A 21999-nucleotide genomic window follows, 5' to 3' on the forward strand; every position below is an offset into this window, starting at 1 on the left:
CTCATTTCAAGGAATGGCATGTTTGCATACATCATTCGCCGATTACTGGAGATGATCCCGGTTTTGCTGGTGGTCTCGCTGCTGGTTTTCGGTTTTATCAAGCTGCTGCCGGGCGACCCGGCACGCATCTACGCGGGACCGGATGCGCCCATTGAGGCCGTCGAAGCGGCGCGACAGCATCTCGGGCTGAACGATTCTCTGCCGCAGCAGTATGTCCACTGGATCGATAGCCTGTTGCATGGCGATCTGGGCACGACGTACCGAACCCAGCAACCGGTGCTGCAGGTGATTAAGCAGGGCTTCATGCCAACCCTGTGGCTGGCCTTAGCGGGTTTCGCCTGGTCCGTGATTCTCGGCCTGGTGCTGGGCGTGCTGGCGGCACTGAAGCGGGGAAAATGGCAAGACTGGACGCTGATGAGCATGGCGGTTGGCGGTATTTCCATGCCCGCTTTTTGGTTGGGGTTGTTGCTTATCCAGTTCGTCGCGATGCCCTTTGGGGTGTTTTCCGTCAGCGGCTTTAACAAGGCCAGCGATATTGTCCTGCCTGCCATTACGCTGGGGGCTTCTGTGGCGGCGGTAATGGCGCGGTTTACCCGCTCGGCCTTTCTTGAAGTGGCGCAGGAAGATTACGTGCGCACCGCAAGAGCCAAGGGACTACGTAACCGCCTGGTGACGTGGAAACATGTGATGCGCAATGCACTCATCCCGGTGATTACCATGCTGGGTTTGCAGTTCGGTTTTCTGCTGGGCGGCTCCATTGTCGTGGAAAGCGTCTTCAACTGGCCGGGGTTAGGCTGGCTGTTGATTGAGTCGATCAAGGCGCAGGATCAACCGGTTATTCAGGCGTTGGTGATGCTGTTCGTGTTCGAATTTATTGTGATTAATTTGCTGGTCGATCTGCTGTATGCGGTCGTCAATCCGGCCATTCGTCTGCGACAGGAGCCAAGATGAGTATGCAATCGCTGACTGAAAACCCGCCTCAGGTCATCCGTTCGCCGTGGCGTGATTTCCTGCATGCCTTTGTGCGTAACCCTCTGGCGCTGGTTTCGGGCGGATTTGTGCTGCTGCTGATCCTGGTGGCGATCTTTGCCCCCTGGCTGGCACCCTGGGACCCGATGGCACCGGACTGGATGGCGTTATCGTCGCCGCCCAGCGCCGCACACTGGATGGGAACCGACGAACTGGGGCGCGACCTGCTCAGTCGCATTATCTATGGGGCGCGAATCTCACTCTATGTTGGCGTGTTGTCCGTGACGCTTGGCATGATTGTCGGGGTCGTATTGGGTTTACTGGCAGGCTATTACGGCGGTTGGGTTGATATGCTGATCATGCGTGGTGCCGACGTGTTGTTCGCGTTCCCAGGCATGTTGCTGGCCATTGCGGTGGTGGCGCTTCTTGGTACGGGCCTGAACAATGTGATTATCGCGGTCGCGGTATTTAGCGTTCCCGTGTTTGCCCGTATTGTACGTGCTTCAACGCTCTCATTAAGACAGGCTGCCTATGTTGAAGCCGTGCGCTGTGCCGGTGCACCAGACAGAATCATTATCCTGCGCCATATTCTGCCCGGCACGCTTTCCAGCGTGATTGTCTATTTCACTATGCGCATTGGCACCAGTATCCTCACCGCGGCGGGCTTAAGCTTTATTGGCCTTGGGCCGGAACCGGATGTCCCTGAATGGGGTAATATTCTGGCAATGAGCCGTAGCATGATGATGGCGGGCGCATGGCACATGAGCGTGTTTCCGGGACTGGCGATTTTTATCACCGTGCTGGCGTTTAACCTGCTCGGAGACGCGCTGCGCGACACGCTCGACCCGAAACTCAAGGGCTAACCATGGATTTTCAACAATTGCAGTGCGATCTGCTGCTGGATCGCTGGCGTAATGCGCGAACGTTAGGGCAGCCGCGCAGCGCATGTGGGCCCACCAATCGAATCAGCGATGTTGCTGGTGTGCGCGTTGGACATTACACGCTGAATGACGGAGAGAGGCAGACTGGCGTAACGGCTATCGTACCGCCGGGCGACAATCTGTTTCTCACGCCGTTGCCATGCGGGGCCGACGTCCTGAACGGCTTTGCGAAACCGGTCGGGCTGGTCCAGGTCGAAGAGCTTGGCGTGTTGCAGACGCCGATTTTGCTCAGTAACACGCTGGCAGTGGGCACCCTGTTTACCACGCTGGTACGGGATGCCATCAGTCGTAATCCGGAGCTGGGGCGGACGTTACCCACGGTGAATCCCCTGGCGCTGGAGTGCAACGATGGCTGGCTCAATGATATCCAGGCGCTGGCCATCAGCGAGGCGATGGCGCAGGAAGCACTGCACAAGGCTGCGGCCGACTTTGCGCGCGGCAGCGTCGGTGCAGGGCGCGGAATGAGCTGTTTTAACCTTAAGGGCGGGATTGGCACGGCCTCGCGTGTTATTCCGTCGCTCAACGCAACGCTCGGGGTGCTGGTGCTGGCGAATTTTGGCACGCTTAGCGCACTCACGCTTGACGGTGTGCGGCTGGGTGAAAGGATTGCGCCGCTAATGGCGGGTGACGCACCGCAGCGTGATGCCGGTTCTGTCATTGTGATTATGGCCACGGATGCGCCGCTGGATGCGCGCCAGTTGAAGCGCATCGCGAAGCGTGCCGGTGCCGGTCTTGGACGGCTGGGCAGTTACTGGGGCCATGGTTCGGGTGATATTGCGCTGGCATTTTCAACGCACCCTCTGCCGCAACCGCCGCAGGACGACACGCTGGAGCCGCTGCTTGCCGCCGCCGCCGATGCAACCGAACAGGCTGTACTGGATGCGTTGTTGAGCGCGGAGGCTGTTACCGGCTTTCGTGGTCACCATCGCCCCTCACTGACTCAGATTCTGGACAAATTAACCGCATGAAAATTTTTATCTCTGCTGATATTGAAGGTATTGCGGGCGTGATGCGCCCGGAGCAATGCACGCCAGGCAACCCGGAATATCAGTTGGCCCGGGGACTGATGGAACAGGAAGTGAATGCTGCGATTGAGGGCGCGTTCGCGGGGGGCGCAACGGAGGTGGTGGTCGCCGACAGCCATGCGCAAATGACCAATCTGCGTGCGGAAAATATTGACCCGCGCGCCCGACTGGTGCAGGGCAAACCTCGCGGCCTTTCGATGGTTGAAGGGATAGAGCAGCAAACCTTCGATGGATTATTTCTGGTGGGCTATCACAGCGCGGCAGGCGAATCTGGCGTACTGGCGCACACCATTAATGGCCGTGCATTCTGGCGTATCCATATCAATGGCCTGGTGATGGGGGAAACCGACATTTATGCCGCCGCCGCCGCCGAGCATGGCACACCACTGTTGCTGGTCACGGGCGACGATCAGCTCCAGCACTGGATAGCAGAATTTTATCCCACGGTTGATTATGTCTGTGTAAAACGCGCTATTTCCCATACCTGCGCGGAGTCCATCAGTCCCAAAGCGGCACAACGTGCGATATGCGCCGCTGCAAGCGCTGCGCTGCAACAGCAACCTTCGGTCAGCACGACGCGCCTGACGGCACCTTATTGCATGCAGCTTCAGGCCAGCAAACCCGTATTGGCCGATCTGTTTAGCCTGATTCCGGGCGTTACGCGCATTGATGCGGTGACTGTGGAATATCAGGCGGAGCGAATGGATACGGTGATCAGCCTGCTCAGCGCGTTTTCTTATCTGGCGAGTACCCAATCCTAGAGAAGGATGTTCGTGACGTCAGGGCAGAGACGATGTTCGTCCCTCTGGCGGTCACCTGGACTGTTTCCTGCAACCCCACGGTCTGGCGACCGCCAGGCCGTGCCTGCTAATCACGCGCACACGCGGATGACCGCCGGGTCAGCCGCGCTGCAGCACAACAGCGCCTGAACACCGTTGCTCCCGCCATGCGCCTTTCGTTGCACCCTCATGGTGCGAATACCTGTCCTGCCAGATTGCCAACACGGGTGCGGTCGGCCGGGATGGGCAAAAACCGGCCCGGTCTGGCTCCCTTTCCCGATTATTTTCCGCGCATACAGGCAACATCACCCCGATCGGCAGCTAAACGCCACAGTGGGCGGCTTCGCCAGCGTTACGGTACAATTTTTGCAATAAAGCAGGAATAGAGCAGGGATTGCCATGCCGCGATCACGACACATTTGCTTGCGCGCCATCCAGGGCAGGGAACGGAGAACCGCGTAACAGAGCGCGCCGGTCCGGTTTACCGGTAGGCCTGACGAGATAAACGATGTTACAGGTGTACACTGTGATTCAGACATTGGCGGTTCTGCGCGCGAACAGCTAATAAAGGCTTCTGACAACGGCCTGCGGGCAGATGAATCCACTTAGGGTAAATAATGATGCGGCTCCGCCACATAGAAGTCTTTCAGGCCATCGTTCAGACCGGCAGCATTAGCGCAGCCGCGCGCTTGCTCAATGTGTCGCAACCGAATGTCAGCCGGGTGCTGAATCACGCGGAACAGCAACTGGGATTTGCGCTGTTCGAACGGCGTATACAGGGCATGAGCGTCACTGCAGAAGGGCGACGGCTGCTGCCGGAGGTGGAAGATCTCTACCAACGCTTACAATCCATCACCCAACTCACCGAACAACTGCGGCGCGGCGAAGGACAGACAGTCCGCGTCGGTGCAGCTCACGCTTTTGGTCAAATGGTGCTGGCTCCCGCCCTGGTGACCTGGCGGCAACAGGTGGCCTCGGTCAGTGTCGAACTGGTCACGGAGCACTTTAATACCCTGTGCCAGATGATTCTGGATAATCAGCTGGATTTCGCGCTGGTCTTTGGTCAGCAGGTGGACGCCGATCTGCTGGCCGAACCGCTGTTTCAGTCTTCGATGGTGGCGCTGCTGCCACTTAATCATCCCCAGCACGAGCCCGTTACGCTGGAATGGTTATGCAGTAATAACCTGCTGATGATGCAGACACAGGACCCGCTTGGGCGCGTCCTGCACCGTGCGCTGCGCGATAAAAAACTGAATCCAGCCGTGTCGCTGTCGATTAAAACCTACTCGGTGATTGCGGATATGGTACTGGCGGGCGGCGGCGTGGGTGTCGTGGATCTGTTCACGGCTTGCCGTTATGCCGACCAGTTAAAATTACTCCCTGTCGCACAACCGTTGCCGTTTGAAGTCATGCTGATCAGCCGTCGAGATCGCCCCCAATCGCAGTCCACGCTGCAACTTAAGCAGGTCATTCGTAACAGACTGTGGGAGATTGCCCGCCAGTGCGAAGCGCAGTTTATCCGTGAGTGAGCAAGCTATGCGCTCACTTACAGCCATGCAGCTTATTGAAAATACTGTTGTAGAGCTTTTTAAAAAGGTCAGGAGGAAGGTCGGTATCCTGAGATTTATTCTGTCTGGGGGATCGCGCTGTTCGCGCTATAAGCATATTCAAGGCGCGCACCTGAGCGTTTTTTACAAGGGTACGGCAATGTAAACCTGCGCCGGGTTGTAAATGGATGAGGTTACTATCCTGAGAAATGTTAAAAGCCCTGACCATTGCAGTCAGGGCTTTTAAGGTACTTCAGACTTCAGATTTGACATTAATGAACTTACTAAATGACTACTGCAATTTATACTGCGTATAAATGCACCCGTTTGCTACAGATAATATTGGGCATTAAAACGTGAAGACCTCCCATTAGTTATCCTGGTATATCACTTGCCATCTTTATTAATGACTAAAGCATGGCGTCTTAAACAAGTACATTCCCCATCGCGACATATACTCTTTGATGCGTTGCCTGACTACAGTTGCCTTCACCTGAACCCAGGGAAGCAACGAGATGGTTAAATCAAGGCCTTACATCGTCGCGCTTTTACTACCATTTTGCTGCACAGCACTGTCACTACGTGGCCTTAAAGCGAACTGCATCCCAAACTACAGACTTCATGGCCTTTAATGCAAAATGGCTTACCCCAATTAGTACAACAATGATGCTCGTTTCTCTGTGCTGTTAGGAACCTAATCTACGGGTTTTATTCTCCGAGTCAATACTGTTTTTAAAAACATGTTTAAATTATCAGTGACATAGAAAATCTCCCTTTAAGAATGCTCCCAATATTTTATTTCTGTGGGCCAGAGCGAACGTCAGTGAAAAATGGCCGATGCTTTTTTGACATCAATCAAATTCATTTAGAAGCCTGCATTCCAGTGCATCGCTCATTATTTTCTTCAGCCGGGGAATTAGCGCCTTTCATTGACATCGGTTAAGGACGAAATAAGAAAGTTATATTGCGTATCTGGAAAAATATATGGAAAAATCATCATCATGAAAACGGTACTGGTCGTAGCCTGGAAACAGGAGCAGGGCAGAATGACCCGATTCGGGTGCCGGTGGTTTTTCGCCCGTGGAAAGCGCCAGCGAGCTGAATGCTCAGCTGTCAAAGGGTAACAGCAGTACAGCGTTTTGTTAATACGGAGACTGTTGTTGGCAGTGAGCGACTCAGTCAGGCTTCATTCCGTGCTCCCGGCGTGTGATGAAGCGGCCAGACGATGTGGTTTCTGGCTCACAGTATCCCGAACTCTCTCTGCCGGGCGTTAGGTAACCCGGCGAACAATTTGACAGGTGTAGAAGAGGTCATAATGAGTCAGGTTGAAAGGGTAAATCCTGTTAAAGAGCCCCTGTGGCGAAAGGTATTCAGGATCTACATGATGACGTGTTTTCCCTGCGCGTTGTTAATCACTTTACCTTCAGTATTCATTATCCCGTCACTGCTCAGGAAAGGTGATTATCTGACGCTGTCGCTTTTCGTTGCCATCTGGGTTGCCTTTGCCGTGCCGCTGATTTCAGCCGGATTAAGCAAATTACGCCACCGTAAAGTGCTCGGCCACATGGTTGCGCTTCTGAGTTGTCCCCATCGTTTCAGCCCACGCGCGCATCAGGTGGTAGATACAAAACGAGGTCAGTATTTTGGCGTGGACACCGATCGCGGCACCCTGCTTTACATTCACAGGGTGAACAGGGACACCACTGATGTGGTGGCGCTGACCATGGAGGACTGGGTGAAATGTGAACAGGACGGGGCATGTTTACGTATCCACACCTGCCGGTCGGATGTATCACCACTGTGCGTATACGATCATCCTTCATCAGTGGGATTGATAGCCGAAACGCTCAGGGCAATGAGACACAGACGTTATCCCGAGCCTGCCGGAGAATCCTGGTCTCACTATGTCAGGCGGCAGAGTCGCCTGATTCCTTATGCGCACAATGTTATCGCACCTCAGGACATCTGATTCCTCCGGCTGGCTGCTCGTCTGGCCTGGTCATGAAAATCGGTTACTGTTCTGGACAGCTTCGTGCCGCTTACGGGGTGATGGCGCATACCCGAGAGATACCGCTTTATAAAGCGATCTTTGTTAATCCTGCCTGGGACGGTAAGGGCGGCGGTGAGGAAAACAAGGACACGAGTAGGGCAGGACATTACCAGATGACGGGATGGGGAATGGCGTGAATGTTACCTACAGGATTGCCTGCTAAATGATGACCGCGGGGACAAGCAGAACAGAGGGCGGACGACATCAAGGCAATAAAAAACCCGCACAAGGCGGGTTTTTTTGTTATCGGCAGAGCTGTTCTGAGCAGACCAGTGTCTTTCTCGCGGTTGTCAGCGCCGCTGATAACGAAGGCAGGTTAGAGCGGCGTAACGTTGCCAGCTGCAGGACCTTTAGCGCCATTTTCAATGGTGAAGGAAACTTTCTGTCCTTCATCAAGCGTTTTGTAGTTATCACTCTGGATAGCAGAAAAGTGTACGAATACATCTTTGCTACCGTCGTCTGGAGTAATGAAGCCAAAACCTTTATCTGAGTTGAACCATTTTACTAAACCAGTCATTTTGTTAGACATAGATATTTCCTTAATTGATGAGCCACTAGGTGCGGCGGTTATGGCCTGTCATTGAGATTTACTTATTGGGCACTTAGGAGGAGGCTCTCGAAGAAAGGTATCTTTGGATAACGCTTTAACTGAGGACTGCTTTACTAAAACTGCTTCATAAGGTCTGTGTTCCAAACCGATGCGCTATTAAGACACAGCGAAATTGATTTTGCAAACCCTTTATTTTTCTGTCTATTTGAACGTTCAGAAGGCTGAACGGCTATCCGAAACGCGCTGCTGGAAGAGAGTGAGGAATCTCAGAGACGCTGGCTGTTTTTGCTAAAGTCCACGAAAGGTTAGGAATCGGGGACGTTCTCTTAAGACGCTGCCAGTCGGAAACTCTCATTAAGCGTGTGAAACGAAAAATTATGGTGGATTGCAGGAGTGATAATGAAGGGCGTCAGAGGCTTATGACACTGGGTGAGATAGCGTTGGCAAGATCGGTTTTAGTCCTTCCATCGTTTATCCTCGCGTCTGGATTCATCATGCCAGTGACTTTCCCTTCAAACTTCAGGGAAGAAATACCACAATGAGTCCTGACGGCGAGCTTTATTTCCGGGACTGGTATTGCGAAGACGTTGTATCAGCACTGACGTATAATAAGCAGGTCATTTTCCCGGCTGAAAAACAACCAAAAGCAGGTCTTTTTTGTATTCAGCCAGCAAAATTTAGATTTGAAAACGGGCAAGAATATTTCACTTATATTGAAGTAAATAAAAAGCAGAGGATGAGAATATAAAGGCTACAAGAAAAGCCTATGTCTCGACCTTCCGGGTGGTAGAGCGAGATAACAATCTCAAGATTGTTCCAACCGCGCATAAATCAAAGCCAAACCCGCATCCCTGTATTCGGGGTAATTTACAGTGAAACTGTACATGACAGAGACAAAATCAAACGCAATTCCGGCAACAAAAAGTTGCCGTTCTGAAAGGTGATAAGGCGCAAGAGCCCGACCTGAAAGCGTTGCGGTTTGAGTCAACAGTCATATCTGTAGATAAAGGTATCGTCAATCCTCCCCAGGCCATCGAGGCGCTCGTTCACGAGAGTGGCTTCACGTTTGAAACCACATTTCAACGCAACCGACTGACTGCGCAGGTTACGTCCTGCCGTACGAATTTCGATTCTCTTTGCCTGCAAAAATGCTGAGGCTATGTTTGTGACCTGTTTGCATGCTTCAGACATTATGCCTTTACCCAACACATCGGTAGCGAGCCAGTAGCCGATTTCATAGTAAGGAATCGCGCGATTTCTGATGAATAAGCTAATACAGCCCACGAGTTCATCTGACTGACGATCAATAATTAAAAATTTATATTCTTCTCTGTCATTCAGAAAATTATCAGCCGCCTCCGCCATGTTTTTCTTAACAGAATCAAGAGAATGAAATCCCGGAGACCAGAGCAAGAATTCATGATGAAGAGAACTGAACGCATTCAGTTTCTGCTGCATTTCTTCTGTACGGCTCATGTCAGGGGCAATCAGATAAAAATTTTCATGCTGCAGAAAATGTAAAGGAATATCATCCAGATACATATTAAATCTCCCGTGCACAGGTTATTTTTATTTCTTATCACAAGCGAGGAACAGCGGCATCCACTTTTCAGGATGTGGTGAGCAGCAAACTTCCCCCTCCAGCCCGCGATAAGCCGAACGGCGCTCGCACTCCAGCATCAGCAAAACCCACTCATCTCCCCTGCATGTTGAGTCCACCTCGTACACCATCATGCCGTTTCCACATCCGGGCGAGATCCCCATCCCCATGAATGTTATATAACTGTAAGTATTAATCGAATAAAGTTGCTACCTGGCGCGTTTATGCGTTGTCTGTTCACTGGAGAATCCCGTTATGACGCGCGCTGTTACTTTTCTGGTTGCTGGGTTGCTGCTGAGTCCGTTATCCCACGCCGCCTCACTTTATTACACGATTTCCACCCCTGACACCGCGATAGGGCTGTCATGGCGCGCCTTTGGCGGTATTTCACATGCGAAATTAACGGGCGTGACCGGCGAGGTCGCGCTGAATCCGACGAATGAAATGGATAATCATGTGAAGGTCAGTATTCCGGTCTCCACGCTGATTGCCTCAAACAATCTGCTGACCTACCAACTGAAAAGCAGCATGTTTTTTGATGCGCCGCGCTATCCCAATATCGTTTTTACCAGCAGCCGGATCGTGGCGCAGGGCAACGGCCATTTCAGAATTTTTGGTTCGTTATCGGTCAAGGACGTGCAGCGGCCGGTGATTCTGGAGGCCACGATGGAAAAGCACGATCGCACTGCGCAGAGCGAGGACAGGATATCGCTACATGCGATGACCACGATTTCCCGTTCGGCCTACCATATGGATCGTTTTACCGCGCTGGTGGATGATACGGTGACCATCAATATTGATATCCAGGCAGAGGCCAGCCACGTGCCGTGAAACGGCGTTACAGCCAGCAAGGCCGCTGGCCGTTAAGCGTTGAGGGATTTTTTCAGGGCGTCAGCACTGGCGGCCAGTTCCCCGTCCGGGTTGCGGCCTATCAGAACAAACTGGTAGCCGCCGTGATGCCACCAGACCAGGCGCATATCATGGCGTTGCTCACGCTGCAGGCCGCCCGTGGCAGGCTGCTCGTCCGGGGAAATGCACAGCGCCATCGGGCCGTATTCCGCATGAATCCACGCAATCTGTGCAATGGACGTGCTGTCATAGCGCAGCATGCGCACCATCTTTAATTCCGCATCCGGCAAGGCAAGCTGCCGGGCATGAAGACGCAGGCCAATGTCCTGCGCCGTTCGCGCCAGTCCATGCTGCAGCGCGGCAGGGGAGTTATCCGCATCCAGCAGGGTTTCTGCGCTGTACAGTGACATGTACTGCGCTTCGAGATCGCGAATTTTCTCGCTCTCACTCAGCCTGGTTTTAGCCGGGCGAGCAAGGTAGCCCAGGCCCGATCCGATCACCAGAAAACTCAGCGAGGCCGCAATCAGCGAACGACGGCTGACGCCCGATGTGGCGGCAACGGCAGCAGCAGCGGGTTCCTGCCTTGGCGCGGCTAATAGCGTGTCGAGCTGGCGCTGCAGTTTGGCTTCCGGTGCCTTATCCAGTAAGGGCGCAAAGGCCGCGTCAAAGTCGAGCTGGCTTTTCATCAGTTCATCAACGCGTTCAGCCAGCTCCGCATCGTTTTCCAGCAGCGACGCAAACTGGCGTGCATCCTCGGGGTCCATCTCGCCATCCAGCCAGGCGACTAAGGCTTCGTCACTGTAAGGGGGCGAAAAATGCAGCCTGTTCATGAGCGTTTCTCCTTCGCAGCGGCCTGAGCATCAAATGATTTTGCCAGCGCCGAACGCGCGGTTGCCAGCCTGCTCATAATGGTGCCGATGGGCACGGCCAGCGTCTCTGCGGCTTCCTGATAGGTAAATCCTTCGACATACACTAAAAATATGGTATTGCGCTGGGCTTCTGGCAATGCGCTGACGCGCTGCATGATTTTCTGAAAATGCAGGCGTTCATCGTCACGTTCCTGCGTATCAGGGGCCAGCAGGTCATCGCTTTCCACAAAACCCTGTCCTAACCGCACGCGGCGGGCGCGTAGATCGGAAATCCAGATGGAGTGAAGAATCGAGAACAGCCAGCGATCTATCCGGGTACCTGGCGTAAACTGCGCGCTCTTTTCGAGCGCGCGAACACAGGTAGACTGCACGAGTTCTTCGGCAACGTCGTGGTTTCGGGACAGCACCAGCCCGTAGCGCCACAGGCGCGTCAGATGGGCAGCAAGCTGCTGACGAACTTCGCTGGTAGTGATGTGACTGTCCTCATGGTACGTATCAGGATTCCGGATGGCCATCAATGGCGGCCTGCAAATCACGATACTCTTCGCATCCTGTACCGCACAGGCTGGCGATGGTTTTCAACTGCGCTTTTGCCAGATCGGGACGGCCTTTAATCAGCCACGCCTCGCCCAGGTATTCGCGCACTTTCGCATAGCGCGGGTTAAGCGCCAGCGAGCGTTGATAATACCCGATACCTTCGTCGGTACGCCCGAGTTTTCGGGTGGCATAACCCCGGTAATTCCAGGCTTCTGCGGTATTGGGCTGTTTCAGGCTATCCAGCAGCGTCAGTGCGGCCTGATATTCGCCTTTTTTTGCCAGATGATAGGCATAGTTGGTCTTGTCTTCGTCACTCAGGCGTGCCGTCTTGTCGGGAACGCACTGTTTACTCTTGCTGTCGTAAACCTGCCCACGCGGACAGTCGGGAATGTTACTGTTGGTGCTGTCATCGCCTGCGGCCAGGGCCGGGTTGGCGTGGATAACAAACAGCAGGGCCGGAACCAGCAGCTTACGGCCTGTGGCACGCAGCAGTGAAGAGGTGTTTTTCATGGTAGTGCTCCAGTTAACGGTAGGTGCGAACGGGCAGCATGCGGCGCAGCACGTTATCGCGTAAAATGTAGTGGTGGATAAGGGCGGCCAGCGCATGGAACGAGGCCAGAATAATCAGCGCCCAGGCGACATTGTTGTGTAATTCCCCCAGGGCATGTTTGAGCAGGGGATCGACATGCACCAGCCCGGTCAGATCGAACAGGCCAAAAAAACCAAAGGGTTCCTGCTGCGCCCAGCGAAACATAAAGCCCAATACAATTTGTGTGAACAGCAGCAGATAGAGCGCACCGTGCACGCAGTGTGAAAGGAATTTTACCGGACGAGAAATGGCCGCGGCAGGCATCGCGTAACGCGGTGAGCGTTGACTCATCAGCCGCCAGACCGGCCGGACCACCATCACCAGTGCCAGGATGATCCCGCAGGAAATATGCACCGACTGTAATCCCTTGCGGAGCGGTGTCCCGCGCTCCAGCCATTCCCAGATGTGCGCACTGGCAAACAAAAAGATGACGCTGGCAGCGGTAATCCAGTGCAGCGCCAGGGTCATGCTGTCGTAGCGCTGTCGGGGTTTTTTGGCTTGTGTTTGAATCATGGCTTGCGATCTCTCAGTCAGGTTTATGATGAGTGAACGTATCTGTGCGGATTTTTATTCGATATTTTTTTAACGCGCTGCGTTTGGGTGAGGTCACTCACCAGAGGAAGGGCAAGAAAACGGCTGAACTGCCCGGCCTGCAATCGTTACCCATTTCAGTACACGTCGTGCCATGCGCCGTCACAGGTATGTTCTGGTTGCCGGTGAGCTATTCGAATGATGCGCATCCTGCGAAAGGACATTGACGTCATCGGGAGGGTGTTTTAATGATGTAGGGCAGTTATCACCCGGTTGTTAAAAGCCAAATCCACTCTTAAGGCGCGTTCCCATGACGATACAGGTTTGCATTCCCGATGATTATCAGCTGGTCACGACGGGCCTCGACTGCCTGCAAAACCTTCCCCAATTTCACTGCACTGCCGTTGGGGATATCAGCCGGGATTCTGGCGCGGATGACGCGCTGGCAAGCGCCCAGGCCTTGATCCTGATCCGTGAGCGCACCACCGTCGACGACGCCTTTTTACAGCGCACGCCAAATCTGAAACTCATCAGCCAGACCGGCAAAATCGCCCGCAATATCGATCTCGCAGCCTGTTCACGGGCTGGCGTTGCCGTGGTAGAAGGCGTGGGTTCGCCCGTTGCCCCGGCGGAGCTGACATGGCTGTTGATCATGGCGGCCCGCAGAAAGTTCGTGCAGGCCGTTAACGCCATGCGCGCCGGGCACTGGCAGGCGGAACTGGGGCAGGGCGTGCACAATCAGAGGTTAGGGATTTTGGGCTACGGAAAAATCGGCAAGCGCATTGCGGCTTACGCTAACGCCTTTGGTATGCAGGTGCAGGTCTGGGGCAGCGATCGCGCCAGGCAGGAAGCGCAGCAGGAGGGATTGATCGTGCCTGCCAGCCGTGAGGCGTTTTTTGCGACCAGCGATGTGATAACCGTTCATCAGCGCTTAGTGGCAGAAACTCAGGGCAACGTTACGCTCGTCGATCTGTTGCAGATGAAGCCCGATGCGCTGTTTGTGAACACCAGCCGGGCAGAGCTGGTGGCCGCCGATGCGTTGCTGAGTGCGCTCCAGCAGGGCCATCCGGGCTTTGCGGCGCTTGATGTCTTTGAGGCGGAGCCGATTTACGACCCGGCGCATCCGTTATTATCGATGTCCAATGTGCTCTGCACGCCGCATATCGGCTATGTCGAGAAGGACAGTTACAGGCTGTATTTCAAAACCGCGTTCGACAACGTGGTGCGCTTTTTTGAGGGTGATACAAGCCATGTGATCAACCCGGATGTGCGGGGATAAGCTTATCCTTAGCGCTGAGGGTGCTTTCAGGCACTCAAGATTAAGGCGCGCCACCAGCGGACAGGTGGCGCAAATAACATGAGCTATTCTGTCATAACAGTTATCCACGCGTGATCGGAATAGGCCATCTTCGACTTGATAGCTAATGGATTCGATATGCAATAAACATTTTTTGCTGGATTTTTAACAAACCACATCTTTATCTGCTCATAATGATAATAAAGTTGATGAGATAAAGTGATTAAATATCCTGTTCATGACTTCTCTGGAAATATCCTCTTAGTACATCAAAGTAATACAATTCCCCGGAAAAAATCTTTTTCAGGCTGGATCGTGTCTTGATCTTTATAAGCGTGATTCAACCTGTGTCCACATAATGATGTGAGTTATCAACCTGCTAAACAGGAGCGAGAGTGGGCTGCATGAATGTCAATTGTGTGATGCGCCTCTAAAAAAAAGGCTTTTAGCCCAGGCAGTTACCAGATTCTAATGGTGATGGTCTGTGTGGAGTTGGCAAATCGGCGATGATAAAGTTATTAAGATAAACATAATTATTATAAAGGGGATGGTATGTACAGTAAATTATCGGTCCTTTTTAATGAAATGATTGACCAGGATTTTCATACAGCACGCGATCTGGCTGGCCGGCTAAACGTCAGTGAAAAAACAGTGCGGACCCGATTAAAAGAGTTGAATGCCATTCTGATGTCGCATGGAGCCTTAATTCATTCCAAATCCAGCATGGGCTATCAGCTGGTAGTTGAAAAAAAAGATGATTTTCATCGTCTGACGATCTCTCTAAATAAAAACAGCCACGTGCAGCGGCCAACCACCTCAAATGAAAGAGTCGTTTTTATTCTGGCTAACCTGCTGAGTCGGGATGACTATATTAAATTAGATGAGCTTTGCGACACCTATTACGTTTCCCGTAATACAATGACGGCGGACCTTAAAAAAGTCGAGTACATCCTGCATCTGCATCAACTGGTACTTGATCGTCGGCCGAACTATGGGATTGCGGTTCAGGGTGATGAATTCGATAAACGTGTTTGTATCGCCAATAACCTCATCCGATTTAATGGTTTTATGAACGAGGATGGGGAAAAAGAGCAGGGCCTGAAAAAGATCGGCATGATTATTTTGGCTGTTTTACATCGCTATGGGTTGAGCATATCCGAAGTCTCGCTGGAAAATCTTGTTTCACATGTTTTTATTGCGGTGTACCGAACCAAGCACGCGCACTCCATATCTGTCGATACCAAAAAAATACGCATGCTGGTTAAACCTGACGTTCTTGAGGCAACAAGACTCATCGTACAACAGGTCGAGGATGCGCTTAACCTCCCACTGAATGACAACGAATTCTCATATATTGCCCTGCATATGGGCGCTAAGCTGTCTTCCACAGCGGTTAAAAAAACCGGCGTCAATATCGTTATCTCACGAAAGATCGACGAGTTGACCGGGCGAATGCTGGAAATCCTGTTCAAGAGTTTCAAAATTGATTTCATGGATAATCTGGAGCTGCGTATGTCGTTAAATCAACATTTGGTTCCGCTGGATATCCGCATACAGTACGGCATCCCACTCAGTAATCCGCTGGTGCAGGAAATAAAAAAAGAGTATGCCTTCGCCTATACCCTGGCGGCCACAGCCTGTATTGCACTGGCAGAACATTATGCCACCCGTATTCCTGATGATGAGATTGCTTATTTTGCCATCATCTTTGAACTGGCGCTGATGAAAAAAGATAAAAAAGTAGAGAAGAAAAATATCATTGTCGTCTGTGCGTCAGGAAAAGGCACTACACAGTTATTTATGTACAAATACAAACAGGCATTCGGAAAATACGTTGACCATATTTATGAATGTACGGCCTGGGAGCTGGAGAGTTTTGACTTTGCAGGAAAGAACATTGATTACATTTTCACTACCGTTCCCGTTAATACAGACGTGCCGGTACCTGTGTTTGAAGTGACGCAGTTTCTGGAAAGCAAAGATATCGCAACCTGTAATGAAGTATTTGAAAACAACAACAACGTTTTTTTGTATAAATACTATCGGCCCGAACTGTTTGTCACCAATATCAATGCATCCACAAAAGAAGAAGCCCTCACAATATTATGCCAGCACACGGCACAAACCTTTTCGCTGCCAGACGGCTTTTACGATGCGGTGATAAAACGGGAAGCATTGGGGCAAACCGACTTTGGTAATCTGGTGGCCATTCCGCATCCATTCCAGGTGATGACCCAAAATAGCTTTGTCACTATCGGGATATTAGAACGCCCTATATGGTGGGGGCACAACGATGTGCAGGTGATATTCCTTATCTCCATTTCTGCCGATGAGGACAGCGATGTCGGCCGTTTTTATCAACTGACAACGAAGTTCCTGTTTGACTCTGCTGCGATACAGCAACTGCTTATTAACCCGACGTTTGACGTCATCATGAAATTGCTTAAAGGAGGTGAATCTCTATAAGCGAAGGCAAATTTTACCACTTTCAACATGGTAAATTTCCCGCTGGAGAGAGGAGAAAGTGATGACTATGATGACGGTAAATGATCAGAAAACGGAACGGTAACGTGATGGAAATTAGTCTTGAAGATATTATCACTGAATTAGTCGTTAACGGCGGCAGTGCTAAAAGTAAAGCCATGCAGGCCATGAAGGCTGCCAGGTTGGGTGATTTTGAACTGGCAGAACAGCGAATAAAAGAAGCCAATGACTTTTTACACAAGGCTCACCATTTTCAGACGGAAATGATTCAGGCAGAAGCACGCGAAGAGAACCCGTGCGCCGTTTCGCTCATTATGGTCCATGGTCAGGATCATTTAATGAGCGCGATGACAACACGAGACATAGCCATCGAAATGATTGAAATGTACAAGCTGATCAAAAATAAATAACGATAAGGAAATAGCCATGATCTACATCACATTAGTTTGCGCAGCTGGAATGTCGACCTCTATGTTGATGGCAAAGATGCAGCAGAGTGCTAAACAGCGCCAAATCGACGTGAGCATTATTGCGATGCCCGAAGAAAAATTTAAAACGCATAATGGGAAAACAGACGTACTTCTTCTGGGGCCACAAATATCTTATCTGGAAGATGACCTGCGCGAAAAATATGAACCTCAGGGCATTAGTGTTGCCGTAGTCGATATGGTGGACTATGGAATGATGAATGGTGAAAAAGTTCTGGAAGACGCGCTCGCATTAGTAAAGTAAACCGCTTATTAAACATCAGGTGCATAGCCAAATAAACGTGGCAGGGGATTATTATGCCTAAATTTGACCGAAAAGCGATAACCAATAAAATTAACCCCGTAGTCAATAAAATCCAGACCAGTAAACTGGTCAATGGCATTACAGGCGGCATGATGAGTGCCATGCCAATTACGATACTGGGCGCATTTGCAGCACTGTTCCTGAATTTACCCATTCCGGCCTATAAAGCCTTTATTGCCAGTATGGGGATTGCCACCGCGCTAAAAACGATCATTATGTTTACCACAAACTTCCTTGCTGTGATATTCGGCGTCGCCATTGCGGGAAGTTATGCAAAGCAACATGACGAAGATGCGTTATTCTGCGGAATACTGGCGTTGCTAAGTTTCTTTATCGTGACGCCCGTAGCCCTCTCCGAAACCGGTTTGCCCATTATTCCTGTGCAATGGTTAGGCGGAACGGGCATATTTACCGCCATCGTGGTCAGCTTGCTTTCAACCCGGGTCTACATCTTTATCAAGCGGCAAGGGTTCACTATTAAGATGCCTGCCAGCGTGCCGCCGGTGGTTTCCAGCAGTTTCAGTAGCCTGATCCCCGGGTTCGCTTCATTAATCTTGTTTGCTGCCGTGTCGGTCATCTTTACTGCGACACCGTTCAAAAACATGCACCAGTTTATCTATACCTTCCTGCAAATTCCACTTCAGGGCATGGGAGGAAATATTGTCTCCATCATCCTGCTCTGGACGCTGGCGCAGTTACTGTGGTTTGTCGGAATCCACGGCACCATGGTCATTTACTCCGTCGTGTTACCGATTTTTACTGCAATGGATGCGATGCAACTGGCCGCCTATTCTGCCGGTGAGTCATTGCCGAACATCACCGGGCGAGCGTTTGTCAGTACCTATACCATGTCGGGCAGTGCGATTGGTCTGACATTGCTGATGTTGTTCTTTGCCAGAAGTCAGCAATATAAAACGCTGGGTAAACTCACCACGGTTCCCGCGCTGTTTGGCATCAGTGAACCCCTGGTGTTTGGCACGCCGATGGTATTTAACTTCCGGTTTGCTATTCCCTTTATCTTTATGAACGCCATCAGTCTGGTGATTGCCTATGGCGCAACCTATATCGGTCTTGTGCCGCGGGTTGCCGGAATTACACCGATAACGGGCGTGCCCATTATATTAAGCGGTATTATGGAAGGGAGCTGGAAGATAGCGGTATTGCAGGTTGTGCTGGTCGCCGTGCAGTTAATTATCTGGTATCCCTTTTTCAAAAAGGCTGATAGAGCGTCTTACCGCCTTGAAAAAGAAGGCACAGGCAAACAGGTTTAATGATTAAAAATACGCTTGCCTGATAAATAAGATTCTGAGGGCGGTTATTCGATGGAGTTGCCCGTTTTAAACAGAACCGTAAACAGGAATAGCCTGTCGATGTAATCAATTAATTTATAACTTAATCCTACTTCTGCTCTTTACAAAGAAAACTATTATGGAAATTAAAAAACTCACCATGGCGGTATTGTTATTGGTATTGACTTCACCTTTACTCCAGGCCGCAGAAATTAACGATAATGAAGATGCGTTACGTATCCGACTAAAAAATGATTTTCGCCGTGCGGATCGGCCCAGTGCGGGGAACTACGAAAAAAACATTTATGGCTGGGTTCAGGGGGCCATGATTGATGCAAATTCGCACTATTATTCTGATTTCATTGGTATCGAAGCGGGAGCATATTATGTTTATAAGCTCGGTGCCAAAGAACAATGGAGTACACGCGGCTATCTGGCCGACCATGACAGTTTTGGCCTGGTGACGGGAGCAATAAAGTTAAAACCTCAGGATAATATTCATCTTAAAATCGGTCGCTTCGGTACTGATAACGGCTATGGCAGTTTGCCCTACCGCATTCCATTTATTGCTTCTGGCTCCACCCGAACCATGCCAACGCTTTCGGAAGGTGTATTAGGTCGCTATCAGCCTGACGACAATATCGATCTATGGGCAATGTATCGCACACGTGTTTTTCTCTGGCCCGATGCGGCAGTCGGGATGCGTAATGAAGGGATCTACAACGCGTCCACAGGCCGTTACGATACCAAACGGGCACGTTCTTTTCTGGCCGGTAGCTGGCACGATAAAAACAGCCGTTACTCCCTTGGCGGTTCGTGGCAGGACGATGCTTCTTCTCAGTATCAGGCATTGATAGAAAAGAAATTTCCGCTTGAAAACAAAAACGCGATTAAAGTCGAACTGCTGGCGTTTCATGCGCTGTTAAATGGCGTGTCACGTACTCAGAGCTATCACAATAATACTCAGGTTTATTCAGGTCAGATTACCTACAGCATGCCAAAAATAAGTTTTTTTGGCGCGGCGGGAATCGTTACCCATGCGATGAATGGTATTGGCTCTAATGTTGATACTGATATCGGCTATCCCAATTCCCTCAGTATCGACAGAAATAAAGAAGACATGTTTTCCTTGCAGGTGGGTGCACAATATTTCTTTCGGCCAAATCTGAGCGTTATGCTTGCACCTCTGATTACACGCGGTTACGAAGATACAAGACGAACCATTCGGATGAATGGTCGGGGAATTCTCGCGGGTATTTTCTATAACATACAAGAAGGGCCGTTATCAGGAATGAAAATGTACGTCGCGTCGGATATTGCTAAGGAGAAAAGGGAGGGTAGTTCGCTGGGGAATAACCTCTATTACTGGGATGTTAAAGCCGGAATACAGTACGACTTCATGCTGAAATAATTATTCTCACCTCTATAACGAAAAGAAGGAAGGCCTGATGTTAAAACCGATTGAAACGACGTCACGTGAAGCTAAATTACTGGATGGTTTATGGGAATTTAAACTTGATGCAGACAGGCGCGGATTAACCGATAAGTGGTGGAAAAGCCGACTCAGCGCTGCGCGTAAAGTGGCGGTTCCTGGCAGCTATAACGATCAACTCGCCGATGAAGCCGTACGCTCGCATGTAGGCGATGTCTGGTACCAGACTGAGGTTCGTATTCCTGAGCGCTGGCATGAGCAACGCGTGGTGCTGCGTTTTGATGCTGTCACGCATCGTGGAACGGTATGGCTCGACGACGAACAAATCATGTTCCATCAGGGCGGTTACACGCCATTCGAATGCGATATCACTGCCCACATAGCGGCGAAACGCACTCTACGCCTTACGGTTTGTGTGAACAATGAACTGTCGTGGCACACCATCCCGCCCGGCATTGTGGTCGAGCAGGAGGGGCGGCTGAAGCAGCACTACTTTCATGACTTCTTTAACTATGCAGGCATTCACCGGCACGTCTGGCTTTATACCACGCCGCGTGAGTTTATCCGGGACATCGAGGTGCACACGGATTTCAGTGATGACCTTCAGTCAGGTGCGGTGCACTACCGCATTGACGCTCCGGGTAACGTGACCTGTCAGTTAAGGGATCATGAGGGATCGCAGGTTGCTCAGTGCACGGGGCGTGAGGGATGCCTTGAGGTGATTCAGCCTGTACTCTGGCAACCCGGCAAGGCTTACCTGTACCGGTTGATCGTGAATGCAGGCACCGACTGTTATGAACTGCCGGTGGGCATTCGTACTGTCGAAGTAAAGGGAGATCAGTTCCTTATCAACAATCAGCCCTTTTACTTCAAGGGATTTGGCCGCCATGAAGATGCCGATCTGCGCGGTAAGGGCTTCGATAATGTGCTGCTGGTGCACGATCATGCGTTGATGTCCTGGACAGGGGCCAACTCTTACCGCACTGCACATTATCCTTATGCAGAAGAAATGCTGGACTGGGCAGATGAGCACGGCATCGTGGTGATTAATGAAACCCCAGCGGTCGGGTTTAACGTTTCTCTGCCGATGATTCGCAACATTGCCCGACCAGAAAAACTGTTTTGCGCCGAGGCGCTTAACGAGGTAACGCAGCAGGCGCATCTTGACGCGATACACGAACTGATTGACCGGGATAAAAATCATCCTTCAGTAGTGATGTGGAGTATCGCGAATGAGCCAGACGCACGTGAACCCGCCAGCAGAGAGTATTTCCTGCCATTGGTGGAGGCGACAAAACTACGGGATGCCAGCCGTCCGGTTTGCTGCGTTAACATTACGAAATCCTCGCTGGATGAAGACCAGATCAGTGATCTGTTTGATGTGCTCTGCCTGAATCGGTATTACGGCTGGTATGAAAATCCCGCTGATCTGACGGCAGCGGAAAAAGCGCTGGAAGGGGAACTTACCGCCTGGCACGATCGACATCAAAAGCCCATCATCATTACCGAATACGGAACTGATACGTTGTCGGGCCTTCATTCTGTTTATAACGAAATGTGGTCTGAAGAGTACCAGTGCGCGTTTCTTGATATGTACCATAGCGTTTTTGATCGCTTACCCTTTGTTGTGGGTGAGCATGTGTGGAACTTTGCCGATTTCGCTACCTCGCAGGGCATCATTCGGGTAGGGGGAAATAAAAAGGGCGTATTTACCCGAGACAGAAAACCTAAGGCATCCGCTTTTCTACTTAGAAAGCGCTGGACGGCGATGCCTTAACCGGCGTGCGTGAGAACCTGGATGCGCGAAAGTGCATCCAGGCAGGTGACAGGTGCAGACGTTATCAGCGCAGCTAACTGATGAAGAGACAG

Annotated in this window: 23 protein-coding genes; 16 read left to right on the plus strand and 7 right to left on the minus strand. The window is 51.2% G+C overall.

Annotated features, from left to right (window positions below; genetic code table 11):
• Positions 1 to 18 precede the first annotated feature (18 nt).
• The 7 genes from A6A26_RS13385 to A6A26_RS13415 all read left to right on the plus strand — a co-directional run bounded on the left by A6A26_RS13385 (position 19) and on the right by A6A26_RS13415 (position 7448).
• Complete coding sequence (locus A6A26_RS13385) at positions 19 to 951, plus strand: ABC transporter permease subunit (RefSeq protein WP_063879185.1); 933 nt, start codon at positions 19 to 21, stop codon at positions 949 to 951.
• A complete protein-coding gene (locus tag A6A26_RS13390) occupies positions 948 to 1832 on the plus strand; it encodes an ABC transporter permease subunit (RefSeq protein ID WP_063879186.1) in 885 nt (294 codons plus the stop codon). The genes A6A26_RS13385 and A6A26_RS13390 overlap by 4 nt, the downstream gene beginning before the upstream one ends.
• A 2-nt stretch (positions 1833 to 1834) precedes the next feature.
• A complete protein-coding gene (locus A6A26_RS13395) occupies positions 1835 to 2878 on the plus strand; it encodes a DmpA family aminopeptidase (protein WP_063879187.1) in 1044 nt (347 codons plus the stop codon).
• Complete coding sequence (locus A6A26_RS13400; protein ID WP_063879188.1) at positions 2875 to 3696, plus strand: M55 family metallopeptidase; 822 nt, start codon at positions 2875 to 2877, stop codon at positions 3694 to 3696. Before A6A26_RS13395 ends, A6A26_RS13400 begins: the two co-directional genes overlap by 4 nt.
• Positions 3697 to 4334: 638 nt before the next feature.
• Complete coding sequence (locus tag A6A26_RS13405; RefSeq protein ID WP_063881152.1) at positions 4335 to 5243, plus strand: LysR family transcriptional regulator; 909 nt, start codon at positions 4335 to 4337, stop codon at positions 5241 to 5243.
• 1333 nt (positions 5244 to 6576) lie between these two features.
• Positions 6577 to 7230 (plus strand): plasmid IncI1-type surface exclusion protein ExcA, encoded by a 654-nt coding sequence (excA, locus tag A6A26_RS13410; protein ID WP_256392091.1) that lies wholly within the window; start codon positions 6577 to 6579, stop codon positions 7228 to 7230.
• Between the two features lie 32 nt (positions 7231 to 7262).
• On the plus strand, positions 7263 to 7448 hold the full coding sequence (locus A6A26_RS13415) for a hypothetical protein (protein ID WP_063879190.1): 186 nt from the start codon (positions 7263 to 7265) through the stop codon (positions 7446 to 7448).
• A 179-nt stretch (positions 7449 to 7627) separates the two neighbouring features.
• Here the strand turns inward: A6A26_RS13415 and cspA are convergent, their stop codons facing one another.
• Positions 7628 to 7840 (minus strand): transcription antiterminator/RNA stability regulator CspE, encoded by a 213-nt coding sequence (gene cspA / locus A6A26_RS13420; protein WP_063879191.1) that lies wholly within the window; start codon positions 7838 to 7840, stop codon positions 7628 to 7630.
• A gap of 559 nt (positions 7841 to 8399) precedes the next feature.
• Here cspA and A6A26_RS13425 point away from each other — a divergent pair.
• The gene (locus A6A26_RS13425) at positions 8400 to 8609 is read left to right on the plus strand and encodes a hypothetical protein (RefSeq protein WP_063879192.1); all 210 of its coding nucleotides are present in this window, start codon (positions 8400 to 8402) and stop codon (positions 8607 to 8609) included.
• A 236-nt stretch (positions 8610 to 8845) separates the two neighbouring features.
• On the opposite strand, the gene A6A26_RS13430 is transcribed toward A6A26_RS13425, so the two are convergent.
• A complete protein-coding gene (locus A6A26_RS13430; RefSeq protein WP_063879193.1) occupies positions 8846 to 9403 on the minus strand; it encodes a GNAT family N-acetyltransferase in 558 nt (185 codons plus the stop codon).
• 27 nt (positions 9404 to 9430) lie between these two features.
• A complete protein-coding gene (locus tag A6A26_RS25500; RefSeq protein ID WP_156506663.1) occupies positions 9431 to 9595 on the minus strand; it encodes a hypothetical protein in 165 nt (54 codons plus the stop codon).
• A 121-nt stretch (positions 9596 to 9716) separates the two neighbouring features.
• On the opposite strand from A6A26_RS25500, the gene A6A26_RS13435 reads away from it, so the two are divergent.
• Complete coding sequence (locus tag A6A26_RS13435) at positions 9717 to 10292, plus strand: YceI family protein (RefSeq protein WP_063879194.1); 576 nt, start codon at positions 9717 to 9719, stop codon at positions 10290 to 10292.
• A 32-nt stretch (positions 10293 to 10324) separates the two neighbouring features.
• Here the strand turns inward: A6A26_RS13435 and A6A26_RS13440 are convergent, their stop codons facing one another.
• From A6A26_RS13440 to A6A26_RS13455, 4 genes are read right to left on the minus strand one after another with little or no spacing between them, the layout of a single operon-like run.
• Complete coding sequence (locus A6A26_RS13440) at positions 10325 to 11140, minus strand: anti-sigma factor family protein (protein ID WP_063879195.1); 816 nt, start codon at positions 11138 to 11140, stop codon at positions 10325 to 10327.
• The gene (locus A6A26_RS13445; protein ID WP_063879196.1) at positions 11137 to 11694 is read right to left on the minus strand and encodes a sigma-70 family RNA polymerase sigma factor; all 558 of its coding nucleotides are present in this window, start codon (positions 11692 to 11694) and stop codon (positions 11137 to 11139) included. Before A6A26_RS13445 ends, A6A26_RS13440 begins: the two co-directional genes overlap by 4 nt.
• The gene (locus A6A26_RS13450; RefSeq protein WP_063879197.1) at positions 11675 to 12226 is read right to left on the minus strand and encodes a tetratricopeptide repeat protein; all 552 of its coding nucleotides are present in this window, start codon (positions 12224 to 12226) and stop codon (positions 11675 to 11677) included. The genes A6A26_RS13445 and A6A26_RS13450 overlap by 20 nt, the downstream gene beginning before the upstream one ends.
• Before the next feature lie 13 nt (positions 12227 to 12239).
• The gene (locus A6A26_RS13455) at positions 12240 to 12818 is read right to left on the minus strand and encodes a cytochrome b (protein WP_063879198.1); all 579 of its coding nucleotides are present in this window, start codon (positions 12816 to 12818) and stop codon (positions 12240 to 12242) included.
• Positions 12819 to 13146: 328 nt separating this feature from the next.
• Here A6A26_RS13455 and A6A26_RS13460 point away from each other — a divergent pair, with 328 nt between their 5' ends.
• The 7 genes from A6A26_RS13460 (at position 13147) to uidA (ending at position 21907) form a co-directional block, all read left to right on the plus strand.
• A complete protein-coding gene (locus A6A26_RS13460; protein ID WP_063879199.1) occupies positions 13147 to 14115 on the plus strand; it encodes a D-2-hydroxyacid dehydrogenase family protein in 969 nt (322 codons plus the stop codon).
• Positions 14116 to 14685: 570 nt separating this feature from the next.
• Positions 14686 to 16599 (plus strand): BglG family transcription antiterminator, encoded by a 1914-nt coding sequence (locus A6A26_RS13465; protein ID WP_063879200.1) that lies wholly within the window; start codon positions 14686 to 14688, stop codon positions 16597 to 16599.
• 107 nt (positions 16600 to 16706) lie between these two features.
• Positions 16707 to 17027 carry a PTS lactose/cellobiose transporter subunit IIA gene (locus tag A6A26_RS13470; protein ID WP_063881153.1) on the plus strand — a complete coding sequence of 107 codons (321 nt, stop codon included), beginning with the start codon at positions 16707 to 16709 and terminating at the stop codon, positions 17025 to 17027.
• Positions 17028 to 17043: 16 nt separating this feature from the next.
• Positions 17044 to 17349, plus strand: a complete 306-nt coding sequence (locus A6A26_RS13475; RefSeq protein ID WP_063879201.1) for a PTS sugar transporter subunit IIB — start codon at positions 17044 to 17046, stop codon at positions 17347 to 17349.
• A gap of 53 nt (positions 17350 to 17402) precedes the next feature.
• The gene (locus tag A6A26_RS13480) at positions 17403 to 18680 is read left to right on the plus strand and encodes a PTS sugar transporter subunit IIC (RefSeq protein WP_063879202.1); all 1278 of its coding nucleotides are present in this window, start codon (positions 17403 to 17405) and stop codon (positions 18678 to 18680) included.
• 178 nt (positions 18681 to 18858) lie between these two features.
• Complete coding sequence (uidC, locus tag A6A26_RS13485; protein WP_063881154.1) at positions 18859 to 20109, plus strand: glucuronide uptake porin UidC; 1251 nt, start codon at positions 18859 to 18861, stop codon at positions 20107 to 20109.
• A 37-nt stretch (positions 20110 to 20146) separates the two neighbouring features.
• Entirely contained in the window at positions 20147 to 21907 is a 1761-nt protein-coding gene (gene uidA, locus A6A26_RS13490; protein WP_063879203.1) for a beta-glucuronidase, read from the plus strand.
• Positions 21908 to 21999: the final 92 nt, after the last annotated feature.

The sequence above is a fragment of the Pantoea sp. OXWO6B1 genome (assembly GCF_001641135.1).
GTDB classification, from domain to species: Bacteria; Pseudomonadota; Gammaproteobacteria; order Enterobacterales; family Enterobacteriaceae; genus Pantoea; species Pantoea allii.